Annotated in this window: 29 protein-coding genes and 2 pseudogenes; 7 read left to right on the top strand and 24 right to left on the bottom strand. The window is 62.8% G+C overall.

The annotated features are described in order from the left end of the window. Positions 1-10 precede the first annotated feature (10 nt). Positions 11-2,794, top strand: coding sequence for an MMPL/RND family transporter (locus B4394_RS08565; protein ID WP_078314744.1), 2,784 nt, complete (start codon positions 11-13; stop codon positions 2,792-2,794). Here B4394_RS08565 and B4394_RS08560 read toward each other — a convergent pair. The 3 genes from B4394_RS08560 to B4394_RS08550 form a co-directional block, all read right to left on the bottom strand. Continuing rightward, positions 2,700-3,971, bottom strand: coding sequence for a PepSY-associated TM helix domain-containing protein (locus B4394_RS08560; RefSeq protein ID WP_078314770.1), 1,272 nt, complete (start codon positions 3,969-3,971; stop codon positions 2,700-2,702). The two genes, B4394_RS08565 and B4394_RS08560, sit on opposite strands and share 95 nt — an antisense overlap. Before the next feature lie 115 nt (positions 3,972-4,086). After that, positions 4,087-4,782, bottom strand: coding sequence for a cupin domain-containing protein (locus B4394_RS08555; RefSeq protein ID WP_078313026.1), 696 nt, complete (start codon positions 4,780-4,782; stop codon positions 4,087-4,089). A 72-nt stretch (positions 4,783-4,854) separates the two neighbouring features. After that, positions 4,855-5,463 carry a TetR/AcrR family transcriptional regulator gene (locus B4394_RS08550; RefSeq protein ID WP_078313025.1) on the bottom strand — a complete coding sequence of 203 codons (609 nt, stop codon included), beginning with the start codon at positions 5,461-5,463 and terminating at the stop codon, positions 4,855-4,857. 124 nt (positions 5,464-5,587) lie between these two features. Here B4394_RS08550 and B4394_RS08545 point away from each other — a divergent pair, with 124 nt between their 5' ends. The 3 genes from B4394_RS08545 to B4394_RS08535 are packed head-to-tail and all read left to right on the top strand — an operon-like array spanning position 5,588 to position 8,141. Further along, positions 5,588-6,523 carry a metal-dependent hydrolase gene (locus B4394_RS08545; protein ID WP_078314743.1) on the top strand — a complete coding sequence of 312 codons (936 nt, stop codon included), beginning with the start codon at positions 5,588-5,590 and terminating at the stop codon, positions 6,521-6,523. 2 nt (positions 6,524-6,525) lie between these two features. Beyond that, entirely contained in the window at positions 6,526-7,692 is a 1,167-nt protein-coding gene (locus B4394_RS08540) for a hypothetical protein (RefSeq protein WP_078314742.1), read from the top strand. 38 nt (positions 7,693-7,730) lie between these two features. Then, a complete protein-coding gene (locus tag B4394_RS08535; RefSeq protein WP_078314741.1) occupies positions 7,731-8,141 on the top strand; it encodes a WhiB family transcriptional regulator in 411 nt (136 codons plus the stop codon). Here B4394_RS08535 and B4394_RS08530 read toward each other — a convergent pair. The 20 genes and pseudogenes from B4394_RS08530 to B4394_RS08440 all read right to left on the bottom strand — a co-directional run bounded on the left by B4394_RS08530 (position 8,131) and on the right by B4394_RS08440 (position 22,213). Next, positions 8,131-10,077: a YhgE/Pip domain-containing protein gene (locus tag B4394_RS08530; RefSeq protein WP_078313021.1), complete on the bottom strand. Its 1,947-nt coding sequence runs from the start codon at positions 10,075-10,077 to the stop codon at positions 8,131-8,133. The genes B4394_RS08535 and B4394_RS08530 overlap by 11 nt on opposite strands. 2 nt (positions 10,078-10,079) lie before the next feature. Beyond that, positions 10,080-10,820 (bottom strand): hypothetical protein, encoded by a 741-nt coding sequence (locus B4394_RS08525; RefSeq protein WP_078313020.1) that lies wholly within the window; start codon positions 10,818-10,820, stop codon positions 10,080-10,082. A gap of 89 nt (positions 10,821-10,909) precedes the next feature. Continuing rightward, complete coding sequence (locus B4394_RS08520) at positions 10,910-11,584, bottom strand: nitroreductase family protein (protein WP_078314740.1); 675 nt, start codon at positions 11,582-11,584, stop codon at positions 10,910-10,912. Between the two features lie 13 nt (positions 11,585-11,597). Continuing rightward, the gene (locus B4394_RS26005) at positions 11,598-11,963 is read right to left on the bottom strand and encodes a hypothetical protein (protein ID WP_078314769.1); all 366 of its coding nucleotides are present in this window, start codon (positions 11,961-11,963) and stop codon (positions 11,598-11,600) included. Between the two features lie 21 nt (positions 11,964-11,984). Then, positions 11,985-12,329 (bottom strand): annotated as a pseudogene (locus B4394_RS08510) (terminase large subunit domain-containing protein); the annotation flags it as partial. Further along, positions 12,277-13,059 (bottom strand): DNA-methyltransferase, encoded by a 783-nt coding sequence (locus B4394_RS25670; protein WP_286141994.1) that lies wholly within the window; start codon positions 13,057-13,059, stop codon positions 12,277-12,279. The gene B4394_RS25670 and the pseudogene B4394_RS08510, both read right to left, overlap by 53 nt. A 10-nt stretch (positions 13,060-13,069) precedes the next feature. Beyond that, positions 13,070-13,384, bottom strand: coding sequence for a ParB N-terminal domain-containing protein (locus tag B4394_RS25665; RefSeq protein ID WP_286141993.1), 315 nt, complete (start codon positions 13,382-13,384; stop codon positions 13,070-13,072). 195 nt (positions 13,385-13,579) lie between these two features. Further along, positions 13,580-14,572 carry a hypothetical protein gene (locus B4394_RS08500; RefSeq protein ID WP_078314739.1) on the bottom strand — a complete coding sequence of 331 codons (993 nt, stop codon included), beginning with the start codon at positions 14,570-14,572 and terminating at the stop codon, positions 13,580-13,582. 18 nt (positions 14,573-14,590) lie between these two features. Continuing rightward, positions 14,591-15,697 (bottom strand): LppU/SCO3897 family protein, encoded by a 1,107-nt coding sequence (locus B4394_RS25660; RefSeq protein ID WP_286141992.1) that lies wholly within the window; start codon positions 15,695-15,697, stop codon positions 14,591-14,593. Positions 15,698-16,427: 730 nt separating this feature from the next. Then, positions 16,428-17,018: pseudogene (locus B4394_RS26000) on the bottom strand (hypothetical protein); the annotation flags it as partial. Positions 17,019-17,334: 316 nt separating this feature from the next. Continuing rightward, positions 17,335-17,754, bottom strand: a complete 420-nt coding sequence (locus B4394_RS25085; protein ID WP_139360033.1) for a HicB family toxin-antitoxin system — start codon at positions 17,752-17,754, stop codon at positions 17,335-17,337. Position 17,755: 1 nt separating this feature from the next. Then, positions 17,756-17,971 (bottom strand): type II toxin-antitoxin system HicA family toxin, encoded by a 216-nt coding sequence (locus tag B4394_RS08480; RefSeq protein ID WP_078314738.1) that lies wholly within the window; start codon positions 17,969-17,971, stop codon positions 17,756-17,758. A 655-nt stretch (positions 17,972-18,626) separates the two neighbouring features. Next, complete coding sequence (locus B4394_RS08475; protein ID WP_078314737.1) at positions 18,627-18,935, bottom strand: hypothetical protein; 309 nt, start codon at positions 18,933-18,935, stop codon at positions 18,627-18,629. A 54-nt stretch (positions 18,936-18,989) separates the two neighbouring features. After that, complete coding sequence (locus tag B4394_RS08470) at positions 18,990-19,193, bottom strand: hypothetical protein (RefSeq protein WP_078314736.1); 204 nt, start codon at positions 19,191-19,193, stop codon at positions 18,990-18,992. After that, a complete protein-coding gene (locus tag B4394_RS08465; protein WP_078314735.1) occupies positions 19,186-19,839 on the bottom strand; it encodes a recombinase family protein in 654 nt (217 codons plus the stop codon). The genes B4394_RS08470 and B4394_RS08465 overlap by 8 nt, the downstream gene beginning before the upstream one ends. Then, positions 19,836-20,051, bottom strand: a complete 216-nt coding sequence (locus B4394_RS08460) for a hypothetical protein (RefSeq protein ID WP_139360032.1) — start codon at positions 20,049-20,051, stop codon at positions 19,836-19,838. Before B4394_RS08460 ends, B4394_RS08465 begins: the two co-directional genes overlap by 4 nt. Before the next feature lie 228 nt (positions 20,052-20,279). Continuing rightward, a complete protein-coding gene (locus B4394_RS08455; protein ID WP_078314733.1) occupies positions 20,280-20,651 on the bottom strand; it encodes a hypothetical protein in 372 nt (123 codons plus the stop codon). Positions 20,652-20,802: 151 nt separating this feature from the next. Further along, positions 20,803-20,985: a hypothetical protein gene (locus tag B4394_RS25650; RefSeq protein ID WP_286141990.1), complete on the bottom strand. Its 183-nt coding sequence runs from the start codon at positions 20,983-20,985 to the stop codon at positions 20,803-20,805. 169 nt (positions 20,986-21,154) lie between these two features. Beyond that, a complete protein-coding gene (locus tag B4394_RS08445; protein WP_078314732.1) occupies positions 21,155-21,349 on the bottom strand; it encodes a hypothetical protein in 195 nt (64 codons plus the stop codon). An 18-nt stretch (positions 21,350-21,367) separates the two neighbouring features. Then, positions 21,368-22,213 (bottom strand): patatin-like phospholipase family protein, encoded by an 846-nt coding sequence (locus tag B4394_RS08440; protein WP_078314731.1) that lies wholly within the window; start codon positions 22,211-22,213, stop codon positions 21,368-21,370. Positions 22,214-22,369: 156 nt separating this feature from the next. Between B4394_RS08440 and B4394_RS08435 the strand changes: the two genes are divergently transcribed. Then, positions 22,370-23,425, top strand: coding sequence for an NAD-dependent epimerase/dehydratase family protein (locus B4394_RS08435; protein WP_286141989.1), 1,056 nt, complete (start codon positions 22,370-22,372; stop codon positions 23,423-23,425). 21 nt (positions 23,426-23,446) lie between these two features. Continuing rightward, the gene (locus tag B4394_RS08430; protein WP_078313015.1) at positions 23,447-24,070 is read left to right on the top strand and encodes an MBL fold metallo-hydrolase; all 624 of its coding nucleotides are present in this window, start codon (positions 23,447-23,449) and stop codon (positions 24,068-24,070) included. Here B4394_RS08430 and B4394_RS08425 read toward each other — a convergent pair. Further along, positions 24,067-25,026 carry a GlxA family transcriptional regulator gene (locus B4394_RS08425; RefSeq protein WP_078313052.1) on the bottom strand — a complete coding sequence of 320 codons (960 nt, stop codon included), beginning with the start codon at positions 25,024-25,026 and terminating at the stop codon, positions 24,067-24,069. The genes B4394_RS08430 and B4394_RS08425 overlap by 4 nt on opposite strands. A gap of 136 nt (positions 25,027-25,162) precedes the next feature. Here B4394_RS08425 and B4394_RS08420 point away from each other — a divergent pair, with 136 nt between their 5' ends. Continuing rightward, the gene (locus B4394_RS08420; protein ID WP_078314730.1) at positions 25,163-25,798 is read left to right on the top strand and encodes an HD domain-containing protein; all 636 of its coding nucleotides are present in this window, start codon (positions 25,163-25,165) and stop codon (positions 25,796-25,798) included.

The raw sequence follows: 25,798 nt of genomic DNA, 5'->3' as shown, positions 1-25,798 counted from the left end.
CGTCGCGAGGATGGTCCGCGTCCTGGCGGTGCCGATCATCGTCTTCTGGGCCATCGTCGCGGTAACGACGAATACGTTTGTGCCGCACGTGGAAGACGTTGCGGCAGAACTCGCCGGGCCGATGATCCCGCACTACGCCCCGTCTCAGCGGGCAATGCTGCAGATCGGGGAGAAGTTCCAGGAGTCCACATCCACCAGCTTGACCATGCTGGTACTGGAGGCCGATCGGCCGCTCGGCGAGGCCGATCACCAGTACTACGACGATCTGGTACGCAGGCTCAAGAACGACACCGAGCACGTGCAGTACGTGATGGACACGTGGGGAAAGCCCATCACCGCGGCCGGGGCACAGAGCCTCGATGGCAATTCAGCGTTTGTATTGCTGCGCCTGGCAGGTGATATCGGCCAGATGCAGGCGAACAAATCTGTCGTCGCGGTCAAGGACCTGATCGACAAGGACACTCCACCGCCCGGTCTCAAGATCTATGTCAGCGGTGCGGCCCCCCTGGCCTCGGACACGTTGAGCGTCGCGAACTCCAGCCTGAACAACATCACGATCGTGACGATCTTCCTGATCATCTTCATGCTGCTGATGGTGTACCGCTCCGTCACCACGATGCTGGTGCCATTGTTCGGCGTTCTGGTCGAGATGCTGGTTGCGCGAGGGGTTGTCGCGACTCTCGGGCACTTCGGATATATCGAGCTGTCCTCATTCGCGGTCAATATCGTGATCTCGCTGACGCTGGGCGCCGGTACGGACTACGGCATCTTCCTGTTGGGGCGTTACCACGAGGCGCGGAACGCAGGCCTGAGTCGGGAGGACGCCTTCTACGCGGCGTACCGCGGCGTCTCTCACGTCATCATCGGCTCAGGATTGACGATCGCGGGCGCGGGCCTGTGTCTGAGCTTTGCGCGGCTCAACTACTTCCACACCATGGGTCCGGCCGTTGCCATCGGCATGCTCTTGACCATCGCGGCAGCGCTCACGCTCGGGCCGGCCATGCTGCACCTGGGCAGCCTGTTCGGGCTGTTCGACCCCAAACAAAGGGCCAAGGCACGTCTGTACCGCCGCATCGGGGCAAGCGTGGTGCGTTGGCCTAAGCCGATACTCGTGGCAAGTGCCGCAGCAGTTCTCGTCGGAGCGGTCTTCGTGCCGACCTACCAGGTGAGCTACGACGATCGCGCGTATCAGCCGTCGGACGCTCCGGCGAAGGAAGGTTTTGCCGCCGCGGACCGGCACTTCCCGCCCAGCAAGTTGTTCACCGAGATGCTCATGGTCGAGTCGGATCACGACATGCGTAACTCAGCCGATTTCATCTCATTGGACCGGGTCTCCAAGAGCCTGGTGCGCCTTCCAGGCGTCGCGATGGTGCAGAGCATTACCAGGCCGATGGGGCGAGCGCTCGAACATGCCTCTCTGCCTTACCTGTTCACCACTCAGGGCAGTGGAAACGGTCAGCAGCTCCCGTTTACGAAGGCGCAGAACGCCAACACCGACAAGCAGGCCCAGATCATGGCGCACTCTGTGGCGGTCCTGCGGCAGACCGTCGACCTGACGCAGAAACTTGCGGATGAAATGCATAACACCGTCGTGACGATGGAGGACATGCAACAGGTCACGAAAGACATGGACGAGAAGGTGTCGAACCTCGATGACTTCATGCGTCCGCTGCGCAACTACTTCTATTGGGAACCACACTGCTTCGACATTCCGGTGTGCTTGTCCTTCAGATCGTTGTTCGACATGCTCGACAGCATCGACAAGCTGGCGGCCGACATCAAGGACGCGGTGGGCTCCCTGGAGGCCGTCGATCGACTGTTGCCGCAGATGGTTGCGCTATTGAAGCTGACGGCCAACGACCAGGAAGCGCTACAAGCCCTCATCGTCAATACCTATGGCCAGACCAATCTGCAGTCCACCGCGACGGATCAGACCTTCGACGACATGATCAACGTCGGAAACGATTTTGACGCATCCCGCAGCGATGACTTCTTCTACATACCGCACGAAGCGTTCGACAACGAGGACATCAAAACCGGTATGGCGCTGATGATGTCACCCGATGGCAAGGCTGCCCGGTTCATTGTCACCCACGTAGGAAATGCCATGGGCCCGGAAGGTATCGAGCACGTCAACGAGTTCCCCGATGCCATCACGACGGCGCTGAAGGAAACCTCGTTGGCCGGGTCAAAGGTCTATATCGGCGGTGCCGGGTCCAACAACAAGGACATCAAGGAGTACGCCGCATCGGATCTGCTCATCGCGGCAATCGCGGCCTTCACACTGATCTTCTTGATCATGATGGTCATCACGCGAAGTCTGGTGGCGCCCTTCGTCATTATCGGCACCGTGGCCTTCTCGTTCGCGGGTGCGTTCGGCCTTTCGGTGCTCATCTGGCAGCACCTTGTCGGGCTGCCGTTGCACTGGCTGATCCTGCCGCTGACGTTCATCATCTTGGTGGCGGTGGGCTCGGACTACAACCTGTTGCTGATCGCCCGGCTCAAAGAAGAGACCCATGCCGGGTTGAACACCGGACTTATCCGCGCGCTGGGAAGTACTGGTGGCGTGGTTACTTCCGCCGGCTTGGTGTTCGCCTTCACGATGCTGGCGATGCTGTCGAGTGATCTGCGGACCATCGGCCAGGTGGGCACCACCGTGTGCATCGGTCTGCTGCTCGACACGTTGATCGTGCGTTCGTTCATTGTGCCCGCACTCGTTCGGCTGCTGGGGACGTGGTTCTGGTGGCCGACTCGGGTGCTGTCGCGTCCGCGCCGGGAACCTGTGCGCTCCTGACGCGGGCCCGCAGACGGGCACGGCGGCGCCAGCGCCAGGTGCTGAAGCCGGTGATCGCGAGCAGCAGGGGAGCCATGCCGAGGGCGAACCAGATCGCGCGCCAATAGCCGCTCACGGCAAGGCCGAAATGTGCGGCAGAACTGGCCCATTCGTCGGCGATGGCGTTGGACGCGGTGGCTGGCTTACCTCGAAGAATCTGCACGTGTCCGGCGTCGTGAGCGTCTACGCCCACGGAACGATTCCCGTGGTAGTTGTGGCTGTACGCCCGTAGGTCCGGCCCGTCGTGATCCAGCAGGTCGACGGTGTAGAACGAATTCTCGGTGTCCGGCATGCCTATCCAGGTCACCTCAGAGCCCGGGAACTGGTTCCTGGCCGCCGCCATGGCGTCCGCCACGGTGACGTTCTGATCGCCAGAGTCTGCGGTGAAGGTGTTTTCGGCGACCTGGCCCCCGGTCAGCGAATACCAGAGGGTGGTGAGTCCGGGGATCTCGAATTGCAATCCGGTCAGCCCCCATACGATCAACGGCGCCGTGGCGACGATGCCGATTATGGCGTGCAGATCGAAATCGCGAGCGAACCGTCCTGAGCCCCATCGCACACGTAAGGCGTTGCGTAACTTACGGATCGCCCTCCACCAGATGTACGGCGCGGGAACCACCAGCAGCAGGAGGAGGACCGCTGCGAACGCCAGTATCGCTGCGCCCCAGGATAATCCAGAGAAGGCGTTCATCTGCGCCAGCGGGCAAGGCTGGGCGAGGAATGGCAGATAGCCGCTGTAGTCCTCGCAGGTGAAACCGCAATCATGCAGATTGACCAGAAACCCCAGCACGCCCGTGCCGAGGTCCATTCGCCCGTTGATCACGCCGGTCCCCGCGTCGACGAAAAACGTGTCGTGGGTGTCGGTCGAGGCGTTCAGTAGGTACACGCCGTCCTTCAGTGACGCATTCGCAAGCTGAATGTCGGGGTAGCGCGACTGGACCGCGTTCATCGCCTGCGTAAAGCCAACCGGCTTATCGGCGGCGGTGGCGTGGAACATCTCGGGATGCAGCGCACGGATCAGCTCCGGCTGGTACACGAGCAGGGCACCGCTGGTGCTGACGACCACGACAAGGAGCCCGCACACCAGGCCGACCCAGCGGTGACCGAGAACCAGGGCGCGCCGGATCTTTAAGGACACACGACGGCGCCGGGATGTGGCCACCTTCTCCTCCATAACGCGCACCGACCGCTGCCCGTCGAGTAAGGCTAGTGTCGGTGAACGCGCCATGGGCGCCTACGTATCGGGTGGGGTGTTACGCGGTAGGTCTGCGCAGGATGGTGATGGACTCGTCGATTTTCTTGAACTTTGCGAAGGTCTCCGTCGGCACACCGAACACAGCGGCCAGGACGTCGGGTGGGAGCTTGCTGATCGAGGCGCCAATTCCGATGTCGTCCTTGCCTTCCGCAGTGCTCGCGTTGAACACGATCAGCAGCTTGAGGTCTTCGGTGCCCTTGTTCTCGAAATAGTGCAGCGATCCCTGGGGCGCGAAGACCACATCGCCCACGTGGGCGTCGAAGGTTTCGCTGTGTCCCTCGGGGTCCAACAACGTCCACTTCGCGACGCCGTCGGTGATGATGTTGATCTCCCAGGCGCTGGGATGCCAGTGTGGCTCCCGGATTCCGCCCGGCTGCAGGGTCACCATGACGATGCTGGCCTGCTGCCCGGTGAGGATGGGGAAGTTGCCCTCGTGCGCCTGGCGCAGGTCTCCACCGTCGAAGGTCTGCGGTGCCAGGGCGCCGAGGTGAAACATGTGCGGTTGGGCGGTGTTCAGTTCGGCAGGGATGCGGGGATCGCCGAAGCGGGCGGCGTCATCGGTCACGGTCTGGTCCTTTATGTCGTCACGGGAGCGCGGGGAAGACAGTGCACGGTCGGCTCCTGCACCGGCGACGGCTGCGACCCCCGCCACTCCGACACCGCCGAGCACGGCACGTCGATTGATCGGCTTCATAAGGCGACGGTATGTCCGCCCAGACTAATTATGAAAGGCGATATAAACGTTTAGTTGAAACGTAAATCTCGATTAATGAGAGGGCTGGGCCAGAATGGCTCCGCCCAGCCAGCGCGCGAGGAAGCGCCGCAATTCGTCGCGGGAGCGGGTGGCCTCATTGGGGGAGACGAAGAACGACAACATGATTCGTAGCGCGAACTCCACAAGTCCGCGCTTGGCCTCGTCGTCGTATCCGTACTGATCCCACTCGACGTCAAACCGGCCGAGCATGCGCAAACCGAACGCCTGCGCCTGATCCGAGGTCATATCGCTCGTGTGGGAGTGTGCGTAGGGCTCGGACATCATGATGGCCAAATGTGGTGTCCGAGTGACCTCTTCCAGGGTGTAGAGCACACCTTCGGTGAGTGCCTCGGCCGGATCGGTGATGCCGCGCACCACCTCCGTCAGCCGGTCTAGGAAACCGTCCACCGAGGCGATGGAAGCGGCGTGCATCAGCGCATCGGCGGTGGGGAAATACCGGTAGACGGTTTGTCGGATAACGCCGAGTTCTGCCGCGACGTCGGCGAGGCTTACCGCCGCGCCGGTCTCGCCGATCAACTTCACCGCTGCGGCGGTGATCCGCTCGGAAGCTTCCTCGTCACTGCTGGGCGGCTGCCCGTCCCATCCCCGCCTACGCGCCATCGTCGAGTCCTCTGGCCGCGGGCATCCATGCAGCATATCGGCCGTTGACAGAACTCAGCCTATCCAGTAATCATACAGATCAACAAATCAATGTCTTATTGTATGTTCAAGTGAGGTGCCTGCCATGACGGAACTCATCGTGCGCAAGTTGCGGTTTGCGTTCGCCGACCACCACGTGCCGTTCCTGTGGAACGAGTCCAACCCGGCGTTTTCGAGCATGGCCAACGCTGTCTCCTTTCTGGCAATCGCGTTCGAGAAGATGATCGGGCAGATGATTCCCGAGGCCATTCCGTTGATTGCGGATCCCGAGATCGCGCAGGAGGCAGAGGCCTTCGTTCGGCAAGAGGGACAGCACTCCATGGGGCATCGTCAGCACGCCAAGGGCCTGATCAAGAGCTACCCGGGCCTCAAGGAAACCCTGGATGAGGTGATCGCCGCCTTCGACGACCTGACCGCCAATAGGCCATTGAAGTACCGGTTGGCGTACACCGCCGACCTGGAGGCGACCTTCACGCCGGTCTTCAAGCTGATGCTGGACCACGACGACAGCTTGTTCGCGCCCGGCGATGATCGCGTCGCCTCGTTGTTCTTATGGCACTTCGTCGAAGAGGTTGAGCATCGGAGTTCAGCCCTGGTCATCTATGACGCGGTGGCCAACGATCCGTGGTACCGCATGCGGATGGCCCCCTCGATTTTCAGGCATGTGTGGTCCGTGCTGCGCATCGCGTGCGAAGGATTCAACAAACACGTTCCGCTGGAAGACCGCAAGGTGGATGCTCTGTCGATGTTCGGTATGCAAGCGCGTAAGAAGTCACTGCTGCACCGCATCCCATTCGTAGACGCGCCGTACGACGGGCCCATTGAAAACGCCTTCAGGCACCTGCCGGTACGCGAGGTGATGGTCGCCATGTCGGGCGCGGTGCGCAGTCAGATTCCGGGCCACAATCCGGCGCACGAGAAGCTGCCGGCATTGGCCGACGAATGGTTCGCCCGGTATGAGGCCGGTTACGAAGTCACCCAGTGGTACACGGCCGATCAGGCGACGCAGGTAGGAGTCTGATCGTGTCTGATCTGTGTGCGCCGACCTTTGCCGATCTGGCGGTGCGGCTGGGTTTCTCATGCGACACCGCAGGCGGGATCGCTGTCTTCCGCAGTCCGTTCTCACTGCAGAACTGGACGCTGCCGGTCTTGGAGCTGACCGTGATCGCAGGGGCGGTGCTGGCATTGGTGTACGCGATCATCCGGCTGCGCCGCCACAACGATCCGACGAACATCGTTGTGTGGTTCGGGGCGATCGCGTATCTGTTGATCATCGAACCGCCGCTGTATTTTCCCGGGCCGTTCGGCATCAGCGAGCATGTCGATACCATGTTCGCGCACAACGTCTTTACCGTAGATTTTCTGTGGGGCCGGCTACCCCTGTACATCATCGCGATCTACCCGATGATGGCCACGGTAGCCTTCGAGATCGTGCGGACATTGGGGGTCTTCCGCCGCTATGGGGTTCTGATCGGAGCGGCCTGCGTCGGTCTGGTGCATCACGCGTTCTATGAGATCTTCGACCACCTCGGGCCGCAATTGCGTTGGTGGGAATGGACTCTGGACAATCCACTGAACAAGCCGTTCTTCGACTCGGTGCCGATGGGCAGTGTGGTCGTCTTCGCCGCCCTGTGGCCGATGTCCCTGGCGTTCTGTGCGCAGCTATTTGTCGGCCGCCACGTGGACGAAGGGAAATCCTTCACCGGTGGTCAGATCATATGGCGCACTGTGGTTATCGGCGTGCTGGCCTCGATCGGTACTGCGGTCCTGCCGATGCCTGCCACCATCGCGGGTGCGATATCGGGCAGTACCGCGGTGGTCGGTGTCGTCTACGCCCTGGAGCTGATAGCCCTGGTGGCAGTGGCAGCACCGGCGCTGATCAAACAGTGGCTCGATGTCCGGCGCGCTGGCGCGGATGGTTACACCACGCATCCGGCCATCCTGATGTATGCCGGCATCTACCTTGCGGTCATGGCAGTGCTGTGGGCGAGCGCGCTGCCGGGCTACTTCGGGGCGGCGAATGGTGTGACCACTGCAGGCGATCCGATCGGCAGCCTCTGGTACGCCGTGATTTGTCTCGGCGTCGCAGCGGCGAGCACAATCGCCGCCTGGACTGTTGCCACATCCGTCCGCCGAGGTGACGTCGCTCAGCGGTCGCGCACAATAGCGATGGGCACTGGCGAATCCTAGAGCCAGTCGGGTCAATTCCGCGGCGCGCATTATCCAAAGTGGCTATCGCGTATCGCCGGCATTCGGCTCCAGACTCGGTGGATGCGGATGGCATCGACGCGCCCGAATGTTTGTGGGTGGTCTGGAGCAAGGCCGTGACACGACCAAAGTTTCGCGGCGTGGAACCGGCGCTGGATGAACTGGAGTGGCAGGTCAAAGCGGTCTGTCGCGGAATGTCGACGGATATCTTCTACGACGCCGAAACTCAGCGCGGAGCGTTGCGGAAGCAATACGAGGTACAGGCAAAACGGATCTGCAACGAGTGTCCGGTACGAGTGCCGTGCGCGGCCCATGCCATAAGAACCGATGAACCACACGGCGTTTGGGGCGCGATGACGACACGCGAGCGCCGGGTGGCCATGACACAGTCACGGCGCAAGGCCGCCGCGGCGGATCAGGCTACATCTTGATCGACGGCAGCAGCCTCGTCAGATTCCAGAGCTGATTACGCCGGGCCGAGAGGCTGGTGATCAGGAGCCCACCCAACGCGATGCAGAGCAGCGTGACCACCGCCTGCCACAGTCTGCCGTCGATACCGCCCAGGATCAGCTGGCGTAGCCCATCGACGCCGTACGTCATCGGGTCGTATTTGTGCAGTACCTGGAAGGGTCTCGACGTGGTCTCCACCGGATACATGCCACCGGCACTGACCAGCTGCAACATCAGTAGCGCCATAAGCAGTACGCGCCCGACGGCGGGACCGACCAGCGCGTTGATGGCCTGGGTCGCGGCGACGAACGCGAACGAAATCAGCACCATGAAGCCGAGCATCGCGACCGGGTGCGCGGCATGCATTCCGAGGGCGAATCGCACCACGCAGTACAGGATGATCGCCTGGAAAATCCCGATGGTGGCGGCGGGCAGATAGCTGGAGAGGGCCACCCGGATGGGGAGAACCTCTGCGGCGATTGCACGATTCTGCAAGGGCCGCAGTATCATCCACAGCACCAAGGCCCCGAAGAACAATGCCAGTGTGACGAAGAACGGCGCCATTCCGGTGCCGAAATTAGGTGCGGCGTTCTCATGCGAGGTCTCTAGATGCACCGGGCCGCCGATGGTATCGGCGATGGCGTCCTTCTGTTGAGCACTCCAGTTGGGCACCTGCTTGGCCCCGTCGGCGAGCTTGGTCGCCAGTTCCGCCGAGCCGGAGCGCAGTTGCGAGGTACCGGACTTCAGTTGTTGTGCGCCATCGTCCATGCGAGCGATACCGCTGGCCAATTGCGCGTTGCCGGTCGCCAGCTGCTGTGCGCCGTTCCGCATCTGGGTGAGCTTGTTGGTGAGTTCCTGTCCCTTGCCGCCCACTTGATCGAGCGCCGACTTCAGCGGACTGCCAGGGCCCCGCAACGTCTCGGTCATCGCGATCGACGCGTTCTCTGCGTCTGTCAGCTGCTGGCGAACCTGGGGTGTGAACTGATGTTCGCGTAGCTGATCCTGGATTCCGCGCAGCGTGTTCGCCGCCGGATCTTGTCGTCCCGCCAGCTGATCGATTACGGCGGTCAGCGCGTTGGCGGCGTTGTCCTGTGCCTTGGCAATGCCGTCGATCTGATCGTTGGCTTGCCGGAGCGCGTCCGTGCCCTGCTGAAGTTTGTCGGTACTGCCGCCGATGTTTGCGACTGCCTTGCTGACGGTCAGCAGAGGGTCAGTGGCCTGGTTGATGCCATCGGAGAGCTGCTTGGCGCCGGTGGCCAGTTGGGCAGATCCGGGCCGGGCGGTGTGCAGCCCGTTGGCGAGCTGCCCCGCACCGTCGTCGACCTTAGCCGCGCCGTCCGCGAGTTTCTGAGCGCCATCGGCGGCTTGCTGGATACCTGCCCCGGAGGAGACCACGACGGACAGAACCTGATTGACGGCCTGGCCGGAGATACGGGTCGAGACCGCATTGAGCACCTGATCGATGGCGGTGCGGCCGATGCTCGAGGAGATGTAGTTATTGGCGTCGTTGTAGACGGCGACCAGATTGGCCTGCTTCGGCTGACCGGTGAGCGGCGAGGCGATGGCCTCACTGAAATCGGGGGGCAGCTCTAACATGAAGTAGTACGTGCCGTGATCAACCCCGCTGCGCGCCTCATCGAGACTGAGAACATGCCAGTCCATGCTGCCGTCGGCGGTGAGGCTCTTGGAGATTTCCTCGCCGATGTTTACGTGCTGGCCGGAGACGGTGGCGCCCTTGTCGGCGTTGACGAGTGCCACGGGCATCTTGTTGACGTGGCCGAAGGGGTCCCAGTACGCCCACAGATACAGCGCGCCGTACACCAGCGGCAGCAGCATGAGGACGACGATCGCGGCGCGGGTCATTCGGCTGCGGCCGAAACGCTTTATTTCTGAACCGTATGCGAGTCCAGCGAGCATGGTTAGTCCCTCCCGGTGAGGATGCGGTGATCGTGCAAGTCGTGGACGGGTGCGTCGATGCCCAGGGGATTGGTCACCCCGACAACGACGGTGCGGTTCTCGGCGATCGCACCGAGCCGCTCGACGGCCGTGGCGCGGCGCGCGTTGTCACGGACCTGCTCCAGGTCACCGACAACCAGAATGGGCCGGTCCGACAGCAGCGCCAGTGTGATGCGTAAGAGGAATAGGTCGAGATCGGACAGTTCGACGATGAACGTGCTTGCGGATGGCGGCGGGAGTTCCCCGAACACCTCGGCCAATTTGTCGCGTCCGGTATCGACGGGTACCCGCGAGAACCACGGTGCTAGCCAGCGGACCTGCTCGGCGAGAACGGTCTGGACCGTCACAGTCTCTTCCAGCTCGTCGATATCGGCGAAGGCGGCGATGGCGCAGTGTCGGCGGATCGCACGCGGATCGCTGTCGCCCATCACGGTGACGGAGCCGTGGCTGGGCTTGAGCCGGCCGGCCAGCGCCAGCAACAGCGTGTGCTGCCCGGGTCCGCCGGGCATCTGGATGGCGTGAAACCCCGAGGTGAGTTCCAGGTCGATGCCGGAAAAAAGCGGTCCGTGTTCGCCGTCCACCCCCAGCCCGGTCGCCGTGATCAGCGCCGGAGCAGTCTCCTGGCGAGCGTCGTCTCCGGGCTCCTCGGGTAGGGCGGTGTCCGGTTCGTCCGGTGTGGTGTCCGGTTCGTCCTGTGCGTTCACGGGCGGCTCGTTTCAGATCGCAGACTGGCACGTCCATTCGATCAAACGCCGTCGTGACTGACGCCCACGGGTTCCCCGGGCCACAAACCTCAGTCGGTTCCGGGAAGGTAGGGGTCCCCGTCGAAGCGTTCGCGGGTGACGAACTCGTCGACGGTATTGCGTCGTAACTTCCTTAACTGCTTTACGGGCTTGCCGATGGGTAAGACGGCCGCCACCGCATATGTATCGGGGATACCCAGCAGCTCACGCACTTTCAGCTCTTGCGCCACGGCCATGGTGGTCAGGGTGCCGCCGAAGCCCTCCGCTCGGGCAGCCAGCAGGATGTTCCACACCAGCGGATAGATCGACGCTCCGCTGATGACGCCGATGCGATCCAGCCCCTGATCCGTGGCCGCGACCAGTCTCAGGTCCACGCACACGACCAGCACCACCGATGCGGTGCGCAGCGGTTCGAAAACCGACTCGGGAACCCTGGTCGCGGCGACGGTTTCCGGGGCAACGAGGGTGGGACTGACCGGATTCCACGGTGACTCACCGGCCGCGATCTGCGCGAAGTACCGGCGTGCGCCCGGCGTGGTCGCCTCGATCAGGCCCGCACGCGTGGAGGGGGCCCTGATCACGATGATGTGTCCGGCCTGCCGATTGCCTCCGCTGGGAGCGAACCGGGCGTTGTCGAGGATGCGGTCTAACACATTGTCGGGCAATGGTTCCCCGGTGAACTCACGTGCCGCGAAGGTGGTGCGCATGACGTCGTAGAGCTCCATGGCGCCACTCTAGTCAGCTCCCGGGGCGAGCCAACCGTCGCTTGATCTCGTTCTGGAACGACGCCAGGACGCCGCGCACCGCCGACTCGGTGACGGTGACCGGTGTGAGCACCGACTCGGCGAGTCCGACGATCCGCTCGATGCGTGTCATCACGTTCTCCATCCGCTCGACGACGAGCATCATGCGGGGCGTGAGCTCGCCGATGACACCAAGCGTGTCGTTCATGTCGATGAGAACGGCGGACATGTCGGTGAGCACGGTGTCGAGCTGCCCGACGGTGACATCTGCGTTGAGCGCCGCTCTGGCCAGCTTCTGGATGCGCTCACGCCCGGTACGGGAGGCGGCCGGGCTGCCCTTCTCGGGGGTGTCGTCGAGCACCACGCGGCCAGCATTACAGCCGTGTTCACGGATGATCGCCCGCACCTTGCGGGAGTGGGTCTGTGCCAGGTCATCCCCGTGGGACACCACAACGATCTTTAAATCCGGGTTGCGCTGCAACGCCCACACTGGCGTCCAGATAGCGAACAGCTCCGACTTGCCGGTTCGCGGAGGGGCATTGACGATGTCCCGCTGGTCCGGTTCCACCACCCATCGAACCGCCACATCCGACAACAGTCGAATCGTCGGCGTCACACGGAACTTCGGGTCGAGTCGGCGCGCCAACTCGGCCGGGCTCGCCGGCCGACGACGGTCACGAGCGGCCCGCACATATCGGGCCGCCGCCAGACTCAGCACCGCGGACATGGCAGGCAGCGTTCGCGAAGGAAACCGGCGCCCCACCGAGCTCCGGAACAATGCCCGTGTGCTCCTCGAAGCGCCGCAGAATCACGTCAGCGTACCGAGGGTCCAATTCCACACCGAAACAACGCGACTGGCGGCCATGCGCTGCGATCAACGTGCTGCCCGAGCCTGAGAACGGATCGAACACCACACCACCCGGACGCAGACTGTTCGCGAGCATCGCATCGATCAACGCCACCGGCCTCATCGTCGGATGCTCCGCGTTTCGGGCAGGCTTATCGACCTCAAACACCGTGGTGGACTTGTTGTCACCGAACCAACGCTCCCCGCCACGACCCAATCGGCCCTCACCACCCGACGTGAACCCGTACAGGATGGGCTCGTGCCGATACTGGTAGTCCGAACGGCCTAGTGACATCATGTTCTTCACCCACACCAGGTTCTGCCGAAACTGCAGCCCGGCACTGTCCATCGCGGACTCGAACGTCGCGCGCTCGGTGTCCGCGTGCGCCACATACACGGGCGCGCCCGGCCGGGCCACCGCGGCCACCACATCGAACGCCGCCTTGAGTAGCTCGAAAAGCCCACCCGCCCCGTCATTCTGGATTCGCAGCGCCGCTTTCGTCTTCCCCACATAGTCGACACCGTAGGGCGGGTCCGTCCACACACAATCCGGCTGGACGTCGCCACACAGCGCGCGCACCCCGTCAAGGTCGGTGGCCGACCCAACCATCGGCCGATGATCACCCCAACGACCACAACTGCCCCGGCCGCGACACAGGCGACTCCGGCGTCGGCGGCACATCATCCGGATCGGTCAACGGCTCCGGCGGGAACAGATCCCGCTCCATCGCCAGCAGATCGTCCAGCGCGTAACCAGTTCCGCCCAGGTCGGCCAGCCGGTTATCGGCGGCCACGATCGAGCGCGCGGTGTCCTCGTCGACGTCCACGATGCCGACATCGATCGTGTCCCAGCCGAGCGACCGTGCAGCCATCAGCGTGTGGTTTCCCGCCAGCACCTCGTTGCGGCGGCCGGTCTGACTGCCACGGTTGACCACGATGGGCCGGTATTGGCCGTGTTTGGTCAGCGATACAGCGATACAGCGATCTGACTGACGTCGCCCCGGCGCGGGTTGCCTTTGAAGGTGTGCAGGTCATCGACGGCAAGCTGCGTGTATTCGGGCACGCGCGGCAGTCTCGCAGGGAGTGATGAAACCCGCCCTCGACGACTGCCGCACTGAAATGTTTCGGCGCTACGTAGCCGCGGGAGCCAGCTGCGCTAGTTGGGCGCGTTTGCGTGCGACGGCAGTCATCGTGCGGCCGGTACGCTCGGCGACCTGACCGTTGGTCAAAGATCTGTCTCGGGCGAACTGCATCTCGTCATCGGTCCACCGCCGCACCGCAGGCTGACGGGTTGGGTCCGCGAAAGCCGTGCGTGCGTTCTGCACCGCATGAGCCGTGCGACCTAACCGCAGAGCGGCTTGCACCGCCGTCAACGACATGTCCAATGCGACCTCGATCTCCTCGACCCGCCACGGCTGCTTATGCTGATGCGCCGCAGGCATGGTCAACAACACCTTGTTCTCCGCCTGCTCGCGGCGATGCCGAGACACCTTCTCGGGATTGCGGGCCTTCCAACGGGCCTGGCCCGCAGCAGCATTAGCCCGAAACTCATCCGGCATCTGCTCACGCCATTGCTGCTGCCACTGCCGATACGCGGCATCACAACGGTCACATCGGCAATCCCACAACTCATACCCGCGCCCAGTTCCATGAACATCTCCAGGTATCGGCCGCTGACGTACCCCCGTCAGGACGCGCTGTCGGCGCACCGCCGCGACCGTACGCCCCAACCGCTGCGCCGCTTCGCGCACATCAATACCCGGATCAGCGGCGATAGCCAATTCCTCGGCAGTCCAGCGCTGCCCCTTTTTCGCCGCGTCCCCCGTCTCACCACGATGAGACCCCAGGCGAGAAATGCGAATGCCCTTGATCGATGCCACCGAACGCCCCAACTTGGCCGCTGCCTCTGCCCTTGTCAGCGACATATCCAGAGCTACCGCGATCTCATCGGCCGTCCACCGCTTGCGCTTCTGCCGCCCCACGGCCTTGCCAGCCCCGTACTGCAGACGCGCCCACTTCACCGCCGCATCGGTACGCCCCAATCGCTCCGCGGCCTCCCGCCGCGACAACGACGCATCGAGGGCGACCGCGAGCTCATCAGACGTCCACGACCTACCACTCATAACAGCAACAAACGCTACCTACTGCTGGGTCTCCGTGCACACCGTGAACCGGCGCACAGGATGCGCGAAGCCACCAGACGGGCAATCTGAGGCAGATACAGAATCGTTGATCAGCCGAGTCGGCCGCTCCCTGCCTGTGCGCGAGCGATCGTCACATGCGACCCGGGTGGCACTGGCACCTCTAGTAATACTCAGACAGTCGTCATGCCTCCACGCGTAGTCGAGACAAGCGGTCCACTGCCCGCCTGGCGGGTTGAGATAGAACTTGTCATCTACATCCGCGGGGCACTGGCGGGGCGTTTCAACTCGCTGAATGACGCGGTAGGCGGCTTTGTCACATGAACCTACCGACAGACTGGGATTTGATCTAGGACCCAACATATCGACACAGGCACCTACAGGCGCATCGCCCTCTCCCGCTTTCACTAAAACCGGAAGGGTACCTATTTGAGCTATCGATTGTTCAATTGGAATTGATTCCCCGGCCTGAGGAGCGCGATAATCGTCTTTCCGCATGCCCGAGAAGTAGTAAACGACAACAACGCTCGTGGCCACCATGAATACTGCAGTAAAATTCAGGATGAACTTACGCCGGTAATTCTGATCCACGGTGCCGCTATAACCAAGAGCGATAAGCACCGGGCCTAACGGGATCAGAACTGTCAGAAGCATTAGCACAAACAGTGCGAGCCGAGGCGGGCGGAGATAAAAGTATGCCGTCATCGCAACGTAAGCCGACAGTGCGACTGCCCCGATGAGCCCGCTGTATCTGACATCACCCACAAAAAAGCCCACCTTGGCGAACTGCCCAAGCAGTGGACGCGCCCAAATCAACCCGATATAAGCATTCGCTAATCCACCTACTATCGAATAGGTGAAGAGAATTCTATTGGATGCCCTAGGGTGGGAATTTTCATCATAAACTTGATCTCGACTTTGCGTAACAAATTGCACTAAAGACGCCGCGGATGTGATAAATAGCAGCACCATAATAGGAATAACTACGTATTTTGTTTTGATGGATGTCACTGACATCAGCACCGCCGCAATACAGGAGGCGCCCAACAGCAGGAACGGAAGCCCCCGTTGCCAGTTTCCTAGCACATTCTTCTTCTTGCTATCCATTTGTGCACCACCCCGAAGCGTCCCTAGTGAACGAGATTATCGAGAACGGATAGGTGGTAAGCGCTAAGCATCCACCCTGATTCTTGATCGCCTCAAGAACTTCGCCTGCTTGTATCGAACTTACACCACCAGACGTGCCGCATATGAGGCCGAACAATGCCAGAGCTTCCGCTCCTAACTTCACGTAGGGATTACCCGGCACCTTTGAGCCGTAAGCGGCACCAGCGGTCAGGGCGCCACAACCAAGGGTCTTCCAACCGCCGTGATCCGCGGCAAATCTTGTCGACCACTCCGCTAGTGCTCTCGAATTCTTCTGGTTCAGGTACTCGGTGCAGGAGATTGTTGCGCAACGTGAGACGCACTGTCCGAATTGTCCCAAGTTGTAGCTTTCGCATACCTTTCCGCAGCTAGTGCCCTTGGTCAAGACATAGCAGTCCTGGTACACATCCTCATCCGGAACGCATTTTCCGCTAGCTGCACCGTTCTTGCAGTCCCGCGGGTCCTTTGGCTGTTGCTGATTGTCCTTCTGAGTTCCCGAGTCTTTTTGTGCACTGTCCTTCGGGCAGCTAGGGCAGTTCGGATCAACGGGGATGGGGTCCAGCCCAGGCTCAAAGAACCAGATCGGGCTTCGCCCACCGCCACCGATCATCTGAGTCCCACTACCGGCCATGTCGACCCCAGTATTGACCAACTGCGAGGCCATGTCGGCCATATCCGCCATGTCGGTCACAGCGGCTTGGCATTGCTGCTGCCGTTGCTGCTGCTGCTGATCATTGAGCTGCTGCGTCGTGTCATCCTGCTTGTTCTGCTGTTGCTGCTGTTGCGGCTGCTGTCCCTGCTGGGGGGACTGTTGTTGTGGCGCTTGGTAATCCGGATTCGCTTGCCCGGGACCCTGCGTATACGGCGTCGCGGTCTGATAGTCCGGTATCTGCGTTCCATGAGCGGGCTGCTGCGCCTGCTGGGGCTGCTGCCCGCCCTGCTGACCCGGAACTTGTTGCGCGCCAGGCGATCCCGTGTTGTAGATTGAGACCCCGTTGTCCTGGTTCAACGGGGGCTGATTATTGCCGCCCTGGTAATCGGGCATGGAACTGGGCATTTGCGGCGGCTGGAACTGCTGACCCCCGTCCATACCCGGCCCGCCGGTGGGTCCGCCCGGCCCCGTTGGATCCGCAGCTACGGTCGCGACCGCCGAAAATCCGCTACCGGGGGCAGTGTTGTCGTCGACAACCTTCGCTCCACCAACAGCCAGGGCGATAATCGCCACCAGCGCCGATGCCCGCCGCAAACCCGCAGGCATCGTCCAACGATCCTTCATGACCATGAATGCAACCGCCCCTTTTCGTCGACGCTCCTCGCGTACGTCGCCGTATCATGACATATACATCGTTGCCATGTCGATAAAACCCCAGCTATCAAGTTAGCCACCCCGACCACAGCCTCACACCGCCCCAGCTAGAGACAACCTGCGGGCCCTCGCTCAGTACCGCGATCTTGGAGCAACATAGGTCAAGCGGCACCACGCCTCGGCGGGCATATGGGAACGCATTCGCCAGACGGCCATATCCTGGCCATCACCGCCCGATAGTGTCTCCGCCGCATACCCCACAAGGGAGCTGCCCCTCTGGCCGCGCCAACCGTCAATGCATAACGGAAATCAACTGCTGTGCACGCTGAAACGAAACCCCGAGCACCTCACCGACATCACGCACCGCGATCCCATGATCCGCCAAAGAACGAGCCAGCTCCCGCGCATCGGCCTGATACGCCGCCATCTGACGCTCCGCCGCCTCACGCTCATTCGCCAACTTCTGCGCCGCGGCTGTCACCGCAAGCCCATCGACCTCAATCGAGATATTCACCGCCACCTCCGAGGGCGCGGAATCAGTCACCGTGCAGATGAAATCGACCGCCTGACTACGAACTTCGGAGATCCGGCGAGCTTGCGTGGTGTCACTGAGGTTGATCGCTCCATCTGCGCCCACGTACCCGTCGAGCTCGGGAACCGTGATCATCCACCACCGGTCGTCGCGGGTGACGTTGACCTGATAGGTGTGCATGTCAGTCCTCCTTGCAGTTGGTGGCGCAGGCTTCGATCGCCGTATCGACCTGGCGGCGAACACCCGGGCTGATGGTCCGGTGACCGTCGGCCAGCGAAACGCTGTAGCTGCCATGGGAGCAGGTCCACACGGTGTGGCTTCCCTTTCCAGGGCGAGCCGTGAAGCCCGCCTTCTTGAGCTGCTTGACGATTTCACGGGTGGGCGCCGGTGCGATCATGACTGTAGTCTATCTTGCTAGACAATTTCCAGTCAAGCGAGCTAGACAAAAATGGCTTGCCATTTATGTGCCACACGGCAGTCAAAACCGGCAAGCCATTTACATAAAACGCGCACACCCCCACATATTGGTCGTCGGCGCTCCCCAAATTCGCTGTACTGAACCCATAGGCTCAAAGGCATGGACATCAACCAGTACACGCTTCACTACGCTGGCCTGGAGATCTCGGTCCCCAGCGCCGAGAAGGGAAGGGTCGAAAACGCCCTAGCCGCCGTAACTAACGGCAAATCAATGTCACAAACATTCAGCTCCGGATGGACCGTGCTGTTCACCCCCGGCGTTCCAATCGCACTGCACGTCACTCCGAGGATGCCTGCGGTCAGCTCAGGCCCCGCCCTAGCTCCTGTGAACCCCACATACGCCGGACCTCCACCACTGCGCTAGACAGCAGACACCGGGGCCCATCGATAGGCAAAGGCTCGGTATCAGAGGTGCTTCAACACACCGCCATCGATCGCGTCCTCGTCACGGGGGTACCAAGCGGAAGGCTCACCGTTATCCCACTCCACTAACGCACTCGTGTCGTTCACCTGCACCACCGAGCCAGACCAACCCATTTGGTTGTGCACTCGGTCATTCACGGAAAACATGACGGTCAGTCGTCGTCTTCGTTGAGGCCGGGCTCCTCGTCCTGCTGTTCGATGATCATGGGACCACCCTCCACGTAGTCGCCCTGCCGCAGGTGCGCGGCGACCTCACGCAAAGCCCGCACATACCCACGCTGAAATTCTTTGTCGCCCGTGTGCGAACCCTGGAGGCGTGAAGCCCACCCGCGGATACTCCGGGCAATCCGTAGGTGGTTGACATACAGCGCTGGCTGCTCGACGAGGATCTTGTCGATCACATCCTGGTCATAGCCCGCGAGGTTCTCAGCGTCGAAATCGAAAATGTCAGGTGTAGGCACGCGTCAGACGGTAACGGGCAATCCTATCCCGCACGCCCAGTTTCACATCAATCATCAACCGTCCTGCGCAACGATCACCCGCTCCTCACGCCGGACAATTCGCGCATTCCGCACCACCGGTCCTGTCCCGCGAGTCAAGTCTTCGAAGAACGCTCGCGCCCCCGACTCGTCGGCGGGCCCGAACCTAGTCGGCCCCCACTCGCCATCACCGAACTGCAGCTCATACCGCACGAAAAACGACACATCGACTTCAGCCATCGCGATCCTCCTCAGTTGCCGCCCGCGCTCGCACGTTGTAGACGGTCGCACGCGACACACCGAACTCACTCGCCAAATCCACCGGCGACTCACCAGCGGCCAACCGCTCCAACACCACCGCAGTCTGCACATCAGTCAACGCCGGTTTCCGTCCCTTGTACACACCCTTGGCCTTCGCGATCTCGATGCCCTCACGTTGGCGCTCCCGGATCATCGACCGCTCGAACTCCGCGACCGCACCCAACATCGACAGCAGCAGCGTCGACATCGGCGAGTCCTCGCCCGTGAACGTCAATCCCTCCTTGACGAACTCGACCTTGACGCCGCGCCCGGTCAGCTCCCGCACCAGACGCCGCAGATCCTCGAGATTGCGCGCCAGCCGATCCATCGAATGCACGACCAGGGTGTCGCCCTCACGGACATAGGTCAGCGCGGCCTCAAGCTGCGGACGGTTCGTGTCCTTGCCGCTCGCCTGGTCGATGAACACCCGATCCAGCGCCACACCATCCAACTGGGTCTCGGGAATCTGGGCCAGCGACACGTCGACCTGACCGCGGTCGATGGTCACTTCGAGGCCGTCGAGTTGTCGCGCTACGTTCTGGTCGATGGTGGAGACCCGGACGTATCCGACCCGCTGCCCCGTCACCGTTGGTCCCTTGTGCCGTCGAGCGCGGCCAGTAGTTCCTGCGCAGCCTCGATCACCCAACCAGCGTCGGGTGGTTCTTCGCCCTGAATCCGCGCATCGTCGCGGATTTCGTAGTCGGAGAGCGCCTTGCGCAACTTGGCCTCGGCCCCACTGAAGCGCGGCGAAGCCGCCCCCTCGGTGGGAGCGGCTTGCTGCGAGCTGTGATCGCTCATCGGTGCATCATCCCCTTCGTTGCGTGTCACTCGAACCACTCCCCGGTTCCGTCGCAGTCGCCGCACTCTTCGTCAGCGACGTAGCCCGTGCCAGCGCACGTCTGGCATTCGTGGAATGTCCCACCGTCGGGACGTGTGGGCTCGAAGCTGGCCATGGTCACGCCCGCCCGTTGATCTGGCGGATGGTGGCGTTCATGTCGGACTCCTGTCGGGTGGGTTGCCTGGCCGTCAGGCCAGGTCGGACCAGTCGGCCCAAGTCGGGTAGAGGTGGCCGTCGAAATGGACGATGGCGATGGGACGGTCGCGCTCGTTGAGCAACATGCCCTCGGCGCCGGTGTGCCGGTGTTTGACGCGTCGGTCGGCCAGCGCGATGCGGATCGCGTCGAGGTAGGTGCCGTTGAACGTCTCGTTCGCGAACACCGCGTCCAGTGCGCCGTCGATGCCCTCGCGCTCGGTGATGGTGTCGGCGATGAGGGCGCCGAGGAGACGCGTCTCCGGGGCGCTGGTCATGGTCTCCATATGAGCCAGATAGGACAGCAGTTGCGCGGTGGTGCGGGTGTTGATCGCGGCTTGCAGCTTGTCGCTGGCATTGGTGGTCACGAACCCTCCGTTTCTAATTAGGTTCTAGACCACAGTAAATCATCGTCTAACAATTCGTCAACCACCCTTTTTGGACCGTGATTACGCAGTTCAGCGTGGATATCCGAGATCCCCAGAGCAGTTCGGCACGGGTGTACCCCAGTTAGACGCGCTACTTGTCGCGAATCCGGTTACCGGCGTCGTCGAACGGCTCCCCGTCGTCCTCGTCTGCCATCTGCTCCAGCACGCGCGCAGCCCACGAATCGGTTGGCGCCTCCCTGAGTCCCTGCGCCTTTCGGGTGACAGCCAGCCACTCGGCCAGCTCGTCGACCGGGATGCCGTCAAGGGCGAGCACCTGCCGCGCCACCTCCACGTGGATCTCCCACAGCGGATCGTCCGACCCGGCGACGAACGCGAACAGCTCGCGGCGCTCGGCGCTGCAGCGTCGAGCCGTCCCTCGGCGATGTCCTTGGCCACCGACATCGCGGCCTTGATCGCATCCTGCGTCGGTTCTGATGGCTCGGTCACTGCTCGACCACCTCGGCGTCGATCACGGGCTGAGCAGAGATAGCCGACCGGCCAGGCGCGGCGAGCGCCAGCAGCTCAGCCTCCACGCGCTCGAGCACCGCGACAGCAGTCGTGACGTTCACGTTGACCTCCTCGGGCACGACGATGAACAGCCCCCACAGCTTCGCTTCCTTCTCGAAGCTGTCGAGCACAGCGCGCGCTTGTTGCGCTCAGTCGTGGTGATGTTCCAGCAGATCCGCCTGATTGATCTTGAATGGTGGCATGAGTAGCCACCTGAGGGTCTGCTGACGTGCGCGGGTGATGAGCTCACCCGAATGTGAGAAGTCGATCGGTGAGATACGGACCGGACAGAGTGCTGGCACCACCCGCAGCTCGACGGTCTGCTCGAAGCGGGCCACGTCGACGGCCAGGCGCTGGTTGATGGCCAGCGTGGTGGCGTGCAGCGCCATGGCCAGCGCCCCCTTCGGAGCCTCGCGAAGTGCACAGGCGTAGCCGGTGGGCAGCACCCAGATCTCATCGGCACCCAACGAAACGGCATGGGAGAGTGGGGTGTTGTTCACCACGCCACCATCGATGAAGACCCGTCCGTCGATGGTTACCGGTGGCAGCACGGCGGGCACCGCGGCGCTGGCAGCAATCGCGTCGATCGGATCGCCGCTGGATAGCAGAACGTCCTTGCCGGTGAGCACGTCGGTCGCCACGACATGCAGTGGAATGGGAGCGTCTTCAAGTCTGCGAAACTCCAAGTGTTCCTTCAAGAGACGACGCAGACCCGAATCAGAAACCAGGCTGCGTCGACGACCGACGAATCCGAGGAACCCGGTATACAGATTGGTGGGGAAGACGTCGCTACGGGAGAGTGACCGCCAGAGGTCAGCGAGCGCATTCACGCCATCCATGTCGGATCGGGCGGCCAGCCAGCCGCCGTTGAGCGCACCCACCGACGTTCCGACGATCAGGTCGGGGACGATGCCCGCCTCCGTCAAGGCCAGCAGCATGCCGACTTGGATCGACCCGAGGCTGGCGCCACCGGACAACACAAACGCCGTTGTCATAGCGCAACACTAGCGATCTACCGGAGCGCGGGGTCGCCACATAAACCATCCTGGACAGGTGTCTGGTTTTGGGTAATAGTGGATGAGGTCTGACCCGTACCCGGCCTTGGCCACAAGCAGTTCAGTACCTGGACACTTGTCTATTTGGAGGTTGATGTGACCAGCGATCGTGTTCTGGTAACCGGCGCGTTCGGCCTGGTGGGGTCCGCTGTGGTGGATGCTCTCGCGGCGCAGGGTTGCGCCATCGTCGCGACGGACCTGCACACCCCGGCGAACCTTCAGAGTGCCCAGCGTGTTCCGGCCGGGGTCGAGGTGCGGTGGGCGGACCTCACGTCCGCCGCCGAGGTCACCTCGTTGGTCGAGTCCACCGCGCCCGGCGCGATTGCGCACCTGGCGGCGCTGATCCCGCCGTTCTGCTACACGAATCGGAGAGTGGCGCAGGCGGTCAACGTCGACGCGACTGGTTTCCTGCTGTCTGCGGCCGCGAACCTGGCGTCACCGGCGCGGTTCGTCCTGGCCTCCAGCGTTGCCGTGTATGGCGCCCGGAATCCCCATCGCGACAAGGGATTGCTCACAGCGGACACACCGGTCAATCCCAGTGACCTCTACGGCGCCCATAAGGTCGCGGCGGAGAATCTGGTGCGGTCGTCGGGCCTGGACTGGGTGGTGCTGCGTCTTGGCGGGGTACTGACGGCGGCTCCTCGCTGGAGTATCGATCCCAATCTGCTGCGATTCGAGGCGGTACTTCCCTCGGACGGCCGGATCCAGACCGTCGATGTGCGCGACGTCGCGCACGCCTTCTGTGCCGCGATATCGACGGGCCACGTGCGCGAGGTCTTCCTGATCGGTGGCGACGGCTCTCACCGCACCACTCAGTCGGCCGTGGCGTCGGAAACGGCCGCCGCCATGGGGCTCGCCGGCGGCATTCCGGCTGGACGTCCGGGCGATCCCGACGAGGATCGCAGCTGGTTCGTCACCGATTGGATGGACACAGAGCGTTCCCAGCAGGTTCTGGGTTTCCAGCGACACTCGTTACCTGCGATGCACTCCGAGACCAGTGCCGCGGTGGGGTGGAGGCGTGGGCCGATGCGGCTGGCAGCGCCCATCGTGCGTGCCGTGCTCAGAACCCAGTCGCCATACCGCGGGATGGGCGGACAATTCGCCGATCCGTGGCGCGCGATCGAACGGTGCTGGGGCGATCCGCAATACTGAGACGATGCGAAAGGTCGATGGATGAGCGGAATCGAACGGGTCGTCACGCGCGGGACCTTCGAGCTCGACGGCGGCAGCTGGGAAGTCGACAACAACATCTGGATCGTTGGTGACGGCGATGACGTGGTGGTCTTCGATGCCGCGCATTCGGCAGAGCCGATCATCGACGCGGTCGCCGGACGCAACGTCGTCGCGGTGGTGTGCACCCACGGCCACAACGACCACATCACCGTCGCCCCGCAGCTGAGCCAGGCCCTTGATGCCCCGGTGCTGCTGCATCCGGCCGACGACATGTTATGGCGAATGACGCACCCGGACAAAGAGTTCCGGGGCGTCGAAGACGATATGGTGCTGCCGGTCGGCGGCCTGGAACTGCACGCTCTGCACACGCCGGGCCATTCCCCGGGCTCGGTGTGCTGGTACGCGCCTGAACTGCGAGCGGTGTTCTCGGGAGACACCCTGTTCCAGGGCGGACCGGGTGCCACCGGGCGATCGTTCTCCGATTTCCCGACCATTCTGCAGTCCATCTCGGGGCGCCTCGGCCCGCTTCCCGCGGACACGGTGGTCTACACCGGTCACGGCGATACGACCACCATCGGCGACGAGATCGTGCACTACGACGATTGGGTGGCGCGCGGCCACTAGCGCGCGGCGGTATGGAAGCGGTCGCGGTAGGCCTTCGGTGAGACTCCCAGCTCGTTGACGAACACCCGCCGCAGCGTCTCCGCGCTCCCGAAGCCCGCGATTCGAGCTGCCTGCGCGACGGTGTTTCCCGCATCCAGGGCGCCACGGGCCGCGTCGATTCGGACGAGTTCTACGTATCTGGCTGGCGTAGTGCCTAATTCGGTGTGAAAGAGCCGTGTGAGCTGGCGGGTGCTCAGCGCCGCTCGTGCGGCCAGCTTCTGGACACTGTGATTGTCGGCGGGGTCGGCGGCGATGGCATCGGTTGCCGGACGCAGTGCCGAGCCCGCGGGTGGCGCCGACTCGACGAAGACCGAGAACTGAGATTGTCCGCCCGCGCGCTTGAGATAGACGACCAGCGATCGGGCCACTTCGCGCACGATGTCGGAGCCGTAGTCATCCTCGACGAGCGCCAGCGCCAAGTCGATCCCCGCGGACACCCCGGCCGAGGTGAAAACGTTTGCGTCCCTGACGAAGATCGCATCGGGCTCGACGGTGATGTTGGGGAATGCACGTTGCAGCAGACCCGTATGGCGCCAATGTGTGGTGGCACGACGATGGTCGAGTACACCTGCCTGGGCCAGCAGGAAGGCACCTGTGCAGATGGATGCGATACGCCGGCAGCGTGCGGGTATGCGGGCCAGGGCGTCCACAAGTGCGGGGTCCAGTGGGCGCCCGATCAACACGTCGCCGCCCGCCACCAGCACGGTATCCGTGGACTCTATGGAGTCGATCGTCCCGGTCACCGAAAAGGGTGACCCGACGGATGTTGCCACGTCCCTGCCGTCGACCGACGCCACCATCAACCTGTAGTTCGCGCCGAATCGGTTGGCCTCGGCGAACACCTCGGCGGGCCCGGCCAGGTCGAGCAGCTTCATGCCGTCGAACACAACGATCGTGATGAGCCGTGCGTCGGACATGACCTCAGGATCGCAGATGCGCACCCGCGCACATGTCCGGATCTGTGGGATCGACGACTGCTCTGCACCTCTCACCGGCGAGCCATGTGGCCAGAGACTCGTAGCTGACAGAGTTCCACCAGACAAAGGACATGCGATGACCGATATTGCCGGAGTCGAGATCCCTGACACGCCACTGGCGCGCGAGATCACCGAGTACATCCGCGACACCGAGGACGACCTGCTGTTTCACCACTCTCGCCGGGTGTATCTCTTCGGTGCGCTGCAGGGTCAGCGTCGCGGCGTGAAACCCGATCTGGAGCTGCTGTACGCCGGCGCGATGTTCCATGACATCGGCCTCACTGAGGGGTTCCGGGACTCGCAGCTGCGGTTCGAGGTCGACGGCGCCAATGCCGCCCGCGACTTTCTGACCGAACGCGGAGTAGGCACCGAGGACGCCCAGAATGTGTGGCTCGCGATCGCGCTGCACACCACGCCCGGGGTTACTGAATTCCTCAGCCCGGAGGTGGCCCTGGTCACCGCCGGGGTGGAAACCGATGTGGTTGGCATTGAGCGGGATGCGTTGTCTGCCAAAGATTTGGATGCCGTGACGGCGGTGCACCCGCGGCCCGATTTCAAGAACAGGATTCTGAACGCTTTCTTCGAGGGCAATCGGCACCGGCCGCGCAGCACGTTCGGCAACATGAACGCCGACGTGCTCGCGCATTTCGACCCGTCATTTGTGCGGGACGATCTGGTGGAGTTGATCCGGGCGAACAGCTGGCCGGAGTAG

This window comes from Mycobacterium sp. D16Q16, from assembly GCF_002013745.1.
In the GTDB taxonomy this organism is placed as follows: domain Bacteria; phylum Actinomycetota; class Actinomycetes; order Mycobacteriales; family Mycobacteriaceae; genus Mycobacterium.
This window is presented reverse-complemented; position numbering and strand designations above follow the sequence as displayed.

Excerpts from the sequence above, each read along its gene's own strand:
- B4394_RS08565 (WP_078314744.1), top strand. The coding sequence starts at position 11 with ATGGTCCGCGTCCTGGCGGTGCCGATCATCGTCTTCTGGGCCATCGTC.
- B4394_RS08555 (WP_078313026.1), bottom strand. The coding sequence starts at position 4,782 with ATGAAGCCGATCAATCGACGTGCCGTGCTCGGCGGTGTCGGAGTGGCG.
- B4394_RS08550 (WP_078313025.1), bottom strand. The coding sequence starts at position 5,463 with ATGGCGCGTAGGCGGGGATGGGACGGGCAGCCGCCCAGCAGTGACGAG.
- B4394_RS08545 (WP_078314743.1), top strand. The coding sequence starts at position 5,588 with ATGACGGAACTCATCGTGCGCAAGTTGCGGTTTGCGTTCGCCGACCAC.
- B4394_RS08530 (WP_078313021.1), bottom strand. The coding sequence starts at position 10,077 with ATGCTCGCTGGACTCGCATACGGTTCAGAAATAAAGCGTTTCGGCCGC.
- B4394_RS08520 (WP_078314740.1), bottom strand. The coding sequence starts at position 11,584 with ATGGAGCTCTACGACGTCATGCGCACCACCTTCGCGGCACGTGAGTTC.
- B4394_RS25670 (WP_286141994.1), bottom strand. The coding sequence starts at position 13,059 with ATGGTTGGGTCGGCCACCGACCTTGACGGGGTGCGCGCGCTGTGTGGC.
- B4394_RS08500 (WP_078314739.1), bottom strand. The coding sequence starts at position 14,572 with ATGAGTGGTAGGTCGTGGACGTCTGATGAGCTCGCGGTCGCCCTCGAT.
- B4394_RS25660 (WP_286141992.1), bottom strand. The coding sequence starts at position 15,697 with ATGGATAGCAAGAAGAAGAATGTGCTAGGAAACTGGCAACGGGGGCTT.
- B4394_RS25085 (WP_139360033.1), bottom strand. The coding sequence starts at position 17,754 with ATGCACACCTATCAGGTCAACGTCACCCGCGACGACCGGTGGTGGATG.
- B4394_RS08480 (WP_078314738.1), bottom strand. The coding sequence starts at position 17,971 with ATGATCGCACCGGCGCCCACCCGTGAAATCGTCAAGCAGCTCAAGAAG.
- B4394_RS08470 (WP_078314736.1), bottom strand. The coding sequence starts at position 19,193 with ATGGCTGAAGTCGATGTGTCGTTTTTCGTGCGGTATGAGCTGCAGTTC.
- B4394_RS08460 (WP_139360032.1), bottom strand. The coding sequence starts at position 20,051 with ATGAGCGATCACAGCTCGCAGCAAGCCGCTCCCACCGAGGGGGCGGCT.
- B4394_RS08440 (WP_078314731.1), bottom strand. The coding sequence starts at position 22,213 with ATGACAACGGCGTTTGTGTTGTCCGGTGGCGCCAGCCTCGGGTCGATC.
- B4394_RS08430 (WP_078313015.1), top strand. The coding sequence starts at position 23,447 with ATGAGCGGAATCGAACGGGTCGTCACGCGCGGGACCTTCGAGCTCGAC.
- B4394_RS08425 (WP_078313052.1), bottom strand. The coding sequence starts at position 25,026 with ATGTCCGACGCACGGCTCATCACGATCGTTGTGTTCGACGGCATGAAG.
- B4394_RS08420 (WP_078314730.1), top strand. The coding sequence starts at position 25,163 with ATGACCGATATTGCCGGAGTCGAGATCCCTGACACGCCACTGGCGCGC.